The organism is Burkholderia sp. E168m23 (assembly GCF_016586125.1).
Taxonomy (GTDB): Bacteria; Pseudomonadota; Gammaproteobacteria; order Burkholderiales; family Burkholderiaceae; genus Burkholderia; species Burkholderia orbicola.
This window is the reverse complement of sequence record NZ_BCPP01000558.1, coordinates 1-4,757: the sequence shown is the minus strand read 5'-3', so window position 1 is coordinate 4,757 and position 4,757 is coordinate 1. Positions and strand designations below refer to the sequence as shown.

The 4,757-nt window shown below is 70.4% G+C and carries 4 protein-coding genes and 2 pseudogenes; 3 read left to right on the top strand and 3 right to left on the bottom strand.

Annotated features, from left to right (window positions below):
- Both JMF90_RS24595 and JMF90_RS40230 read right to left on the bottom strand, forming a co-directional pair.
- Positions 1-241 (bottom strand): annotated as a pseudogene (locus JMF90_RS24595) (hypothetical protein); the annotation flags it as partial.
- Between the two features lie 126 nt (positions 242-367).
- Positions 368-787: a hypothetical protein gene (locus JMF90_RS40230; protein ID WP_236593050.1), complete on the bottom strand. Its 420-nt coding sequence runs from the start codon at positions 785-787 to the stop codon at positions 368-370.
- Between JMF90_RS40230 and JMF90_RS24590 the strand changes: the two genes are divergently transcribed.
- Complete coding sequence (locus JMF90_RS24590; protein WP_230462067.1) at positions 768-1,589, top strand: alpha/beta fold hydrolase; 822 nt, start codon at positions 768-770, stop codon at positions 1,587-1,589. The two genes, JMF90_RS40230 and JMF90_RS24590, sit on opposite strands and share 20 nt — an antisense overlap.
- A gap of 100 nt (positions 1,590-1,689) precedes the next feature.
- On the opposite strand, the gene JMF90_RS24585 is transcribed toward JMF90_RS24590, so the two are convergent.
- Positions 1,690-3,270: an MFS transporter gene (locus tag JMF90_RS24585; RefSeq protein WP_201317359.1), complete on the bottom strand. Its 1,581-nt coding sequence runs from the start codon at positions 3,268-3,270 to the stop codon at positions 1,690-1,692.
- An 83-nt stretch (positions 3,271-3,353) separates the two neighbouring features.
- On the opposite strand from JMF90_RS24585, the gene JMF90_RS24580 reads away from it, so the two are divergent.
- Positions 3,354-4,382: an HlyD family secretion protein gene (locus JMF90_RS24580; RefSeq protein ID WP_201317360.1), complete on the top strand. Its 1,029-nt coding sequence runs from the start codon at positions 3,354-3,356 to the stop codon at positions 4,380-4,382.
- A pseudogene (locus JMF90_RS24575) lies at positions 4,379-4,757 on the top strand (TolC family protein); the annotation flags it as partial. The gene JMF90_RS24580 and the pseudogene JMF90_RS24575, both read left to right, overlap by 4 nt.

Sequence of the window (4,757 nt, the reverse complement as noted above, 5' to 3'; positions counted from 1 at the left end):
AGCGGCAGCGCGTCGGATCGCTCCACGACACCAGCATCGACGAATCGGTCTGCCGCTCGACGGCGACGATCGCGCTGCGGCGGCGCACGTCGCCGCTCGACGGCACCGGCGCATCGTCCCGATGCGGGCGACGCGAGCCGTCCGCCTCTCGCGTGCGCGGCAGCGGCGGCATCCGGACGCCCGTGGCAGATAGCGGTCCGAGCGACGTGATCATGTGCTCCCAGCGATTGAAGGCGTCCATGGCGGCTTATCCAGGCAGGTGACGGGCGGCGCGGGCCGGTCGGCCCCGTTCGCGTGGCGCGCGACGTGTGCCGATGACCCGATGCTGACGATAGCCGCCGTGCGCTGAAGAGTCCCGGTCGCGGCCTTAATTTTTCTGCAGTGCGGCAAATCCGTTGGCGGCGCCGCGGCGTTCAAGAGAATTCAGCCGGATTTCAGTACGGCGCGCACCGCGCCGGATTACGCTCCCGACGGCATTCGTTCGTCCGCGCGCCACCATCGACGCGCGACGGCGCACGCCGGCCGGCTGCCGGGCGGGATGGCCGCGACCAGCCGCCACCGATCCACCATCCCGTGCGGCCTCGCCGCCGCATACCTCAGGAGTCCAGATGCATCCCGAACAGACCGACGCCGTTTCGTCGGCCCGCCGCCGCGACATGTTGCTCGCCGGCGCGACGGCCGTTGCCGCAGCCGCGCTGCCCGCCATAGCGGCCGCGGCCGGCACGCCGTCCCACAGCCCCTCTTCGGCCCACTCAGGAGCGCACACGATGAACACGATCACCACCAAGGACGGCACGCAGATCTACTTCAAGGATTGGGGCAGCGGCCGCCCGGTCGTGTTCTCGCACGGCTGGCCGCTGTGCGCGGACGCGTGGGACGCACAGATGCTGTTCCTCGTGCAGCACGGCTATCGCGTGATCGCGCACGACCGCCGCGGCCACGGCCGTTCGAGCCAGCCGTCGCGCGGCAACGACATGAACACGTATGCGGACGATCTCGCCGCGCTGCTCGACGCGCTCGACGTGCGTGAAGCCGCGCTCGTCGGCCACTCCACCGGCGGCGGCGAAGTCGCGCGCTACATCGGCCGCCATGGCACGAAGCGCGTGGCGAAGGCGGTGCTGATCGGCGCGGTGCCGCCGCAGATGGTGAAGTCGCCGACCAATCCGGGCGGCTTGCCGATGGAAGTATTCGACGGCATCCGCAAGAACGTCGCGGAGAACCGCTCGCAGTTCTACAAGGATCTCGCCGTGCCGTTCTTCGGCTTCAACCGGCCGAACGCGAAGGTGTCGCAGGGCACGATCGACGCATTCTGGTCGCAGGGCATGATGGGCGGCATCCACGGCCAGTACCTGTGCGTGAAGGAGTTCTCGGAAGTCGACTACACCGACGACCTGAAGAAGATCGACGTGCCGACGCTCGTGCTGCACGGCGACGACGACCAGATCGTGCCGATCGACGATTCGGCCCGGCTGTCGTCGAAGATCGTCAAGCACGCGGTGCTGAAGGTGATCGAAGGCGGCTCGCACGGCATGTGCGTCGTGAACGCCGATCGCATCAACGCCGAGCTGCTTGCGTTCCTGCAGGCGTAAGCACGCGGTCCGTCGCGGCAGCGCGCATGCTGCCGCGACGGACGCGACGGACGCGCCGTTCAGGACTTTTCAGGAAATTTCAGACCGCCCGGTGCCACACTTACGGCGCCCGCACCGGGCGCAACAGGATGCCGAGCAGCGCGCCGGCGAGCGCGAACGCCATCGCCACCCGGAAGTTGTCGGCCAGCGCGAGCGTCGTGGCCTGCACGCGCACTGCGCGATCGACGAGCGCATAGGCCGCCTGGTTGCCGGTCGCGAACGTGGCGCCATGCGCGACCAGCGACGCCGCGCCGGCCCGCAGCCGTTCGAGCGTTTCGGGATCCGACAGCGACACATGCAGACCGACGAGATTCGAATGGGTAGCCTCCCTGATCCGCTGAATCACCGCGATCGACGTCGTGCCGAGCTGCCCGCTCAGCAGGCGCGTCGCCTGCACGACCGCGCCGAACGTCAACGCGTGCTCGGCCGTCACGTGCTTGCCGAAGAAGAAGATGACCGACGTGAGCGCCATCGTCTGACCGAGCGCCTGCAGCAGCTGCGACGGGATGAAGTCGGGCTCGGCCCACACCGGCGTGAGCCGCGACCCGAGCGCGAACGCGATCGCCACCATCGCGAAGCCGGCGACGATCAGCCGGCGCGGATCGACCCGCTGCAGCAACAGCGCGACGCACGGCGCGAACAGCAGTTGCGGGATCGCGATCCAGCGCAGCGTATCGCCGATCTGCAACGGCCGCAGGCCGTACGTGCTGGCGAGGAACAGCGACGGGATGAAGCTCGTGTTGAGCACGGTGAAACGCACGAGACCGACGAGCACGATCAGCAGCGCGATGTTGGGCCGCGCGAGGTAGCCGAGATCCAGCCCGGCGCGCGGCGACGCGAGTTCGTGGATCAGGAATGCGGCGATCATCAGGATGCCGGCGGCCAGCAACGCGACGATCAACGGCGATTGCAACCAGAACAGCCGCTCGCCCTGGTCGAGCGCGATGCACAGGCACGCAAACCCGCCCGCGCCGAGCAGCATCCCGCGCGCATCGATGCCGGACGCGAAGCGCTTGATCGGCTCGTCGGCGAGCGACAGCATCAGGCACGCGATGAACGGCACGGTCAGCGCCGCGTTCTGCCAGAACAGCCAGCGCCAGCTCAGATGTTCGCTGTACCAGCCTTCGAGCGTGGCCGACAGGTTCAGCGACATCTCCAGATTCATCGCATACGCGGCGATGCCGAACGGAATCAGCCGCGGCGGCAGCGTGCGCACGACGAAGCCGACCGTCAGCGGCACGAACACGCCGGACGCGAGCCCCGCGATCGCCTGGCACACGATGAACGCGCCGAATTGCGTGCACAGCGGCAGCACGGCTTCCGCGCCGAGAAACACCACGGCGCCCGCGACCAGCACGCGGCGCGTGCCGAACATGAAGGCCGCCGCGATCGCGAGCGGCCCGACGAACATCTGCGACGCGGTGAACGCGGTGTTGATCCACGCGCCTTCGTCGACGCCGACGCCGAGCGCGCCGCGCACGTCGGCCAGCCCGAGCGACGTGATGCGCGACGTCAGCGTCGCGATGATCGCGCCGAGCAGCACGGCCGCGATCGCGGCGATCGACCGAAACGTCGGGATGTCGGAGGCCGGGCCTGCGGCCGGCGCCGGCACGGCACTGCCGGTGGCGAACGTCGTGTTCATCGTCGAGCGGCTCCCGCCTGTCAAGCTGGCGCAAGCATAACGCGGTGCGTCGAATCCTGCCCGTACGACGGAGTTTGCCGATCATGACCCCACCCTCTTCCGCACCGTCGCCCGCTGCGCCCGCGCGTTCCCGGCGGCTGGGCGTCGTCGCGATCGCCGTGATCGCGCTGCTGCTCGTCGCCTTGCTCGTGTGCGAGTTCGACGCACGCGATCGCGGCACCGACGACGCGTACGTGACCGGCCACCTGCACGTGATCTCGCCGCGCGTCGCCGGCACGGTCGAGCGTGTGCTCGTCGACGACAACCAGTTCGTGCATGCGGGCGACGCGCTCGTGCAGATCGACCGGCGCGACTTCGACGTGCGCGTCGCGGCGCAGCGTGCCCGCGTCGCCCAGGCGCATGCCGATGCGAGCCGCGCACGCGCGCTGATCGAGCAGGCGGATGCGGCGCTCGTGTCGGCGCACGCCGACGCCGAAAAGGCCGAACTCGATTACGCCCGTGCCCGCGAACTGACCCGCGAGACGCCGCGCGGCCTGTCGAAGCAGGAGTTCGATGCGGCCGATGCCGCCCGCAAGTCGGCCCGCGCGCGCGTCGCGGCGGCCGATGCGCAACGGCGCAGCGCGCTCGCCGCCGCTCAGGCCGCCGAGGCCGCGTCGAGCCAGAACGACGCCGAGTTGCACGACGCGCTGCTGCAACTCGGCTACACGGCGGTCGTCGCGCCGTCGGACGGCTACGTCGGCAAGAAGACCGTCGAGACCGGCGAGCATGTCGCGCCCGGCCAGGCGCTGCTCACGCTGGTCGAGCCGCATCCGTGGATCGTCGCCAATTTCCGCGAGACACAGCTGCGGCACGTGCGCGCCGGCGACGCCGTCCAACTGCGCTTCGATGCGCTGCCGCAGCGCGCGTTCAGCGGCCGCATCGACAGCCTGTCGCCCGCGACCGGCGCGCAGTTCGCGCTGCTGCCGCCCGACAACGCGACCGGCAATTTCACGAAGGTCACGCAGCGCGTGCCCGTGAAGATCCTGCTCGACGGCCCGGCCGCGACGGAGCCGCGCATCCGGCCCGGGCTGTCGGTCGTCGTCACGCTGCAACCCGGCAGCGAATCGCGATGACGCGCGTCTTCGCCCTGCTCGCCGCGAGCCTGCTGGCCGCGTGCTCGATCGCACCGCAGCCGCTCGCGCCCGCCCCGGTCGAAACCGACCGGTTCCGCCATGCCGATCCGGCGACCGATGCGCACGCACCGTCGCTCGCCGCGTGGCCCGCGTGGTTCGGTGACCCGCAACTCGGCCGCCTCGTCGACGCCGCACTCGCGCACAACCTCGACATCCGCGCGGCGGCCGCGCGCGTCGACCAGGCGCAGGCGCTGCTCGGCGTGCGCGAAGCCCCGCTGGCGCCGACCGTGCGCGTCGACCCGTCGTTCAGCCGCACGCGGGTGTCCGGCACGGTCGACAACGCGCTGCCGAAGCGCACGATGCACAACTGGTCGG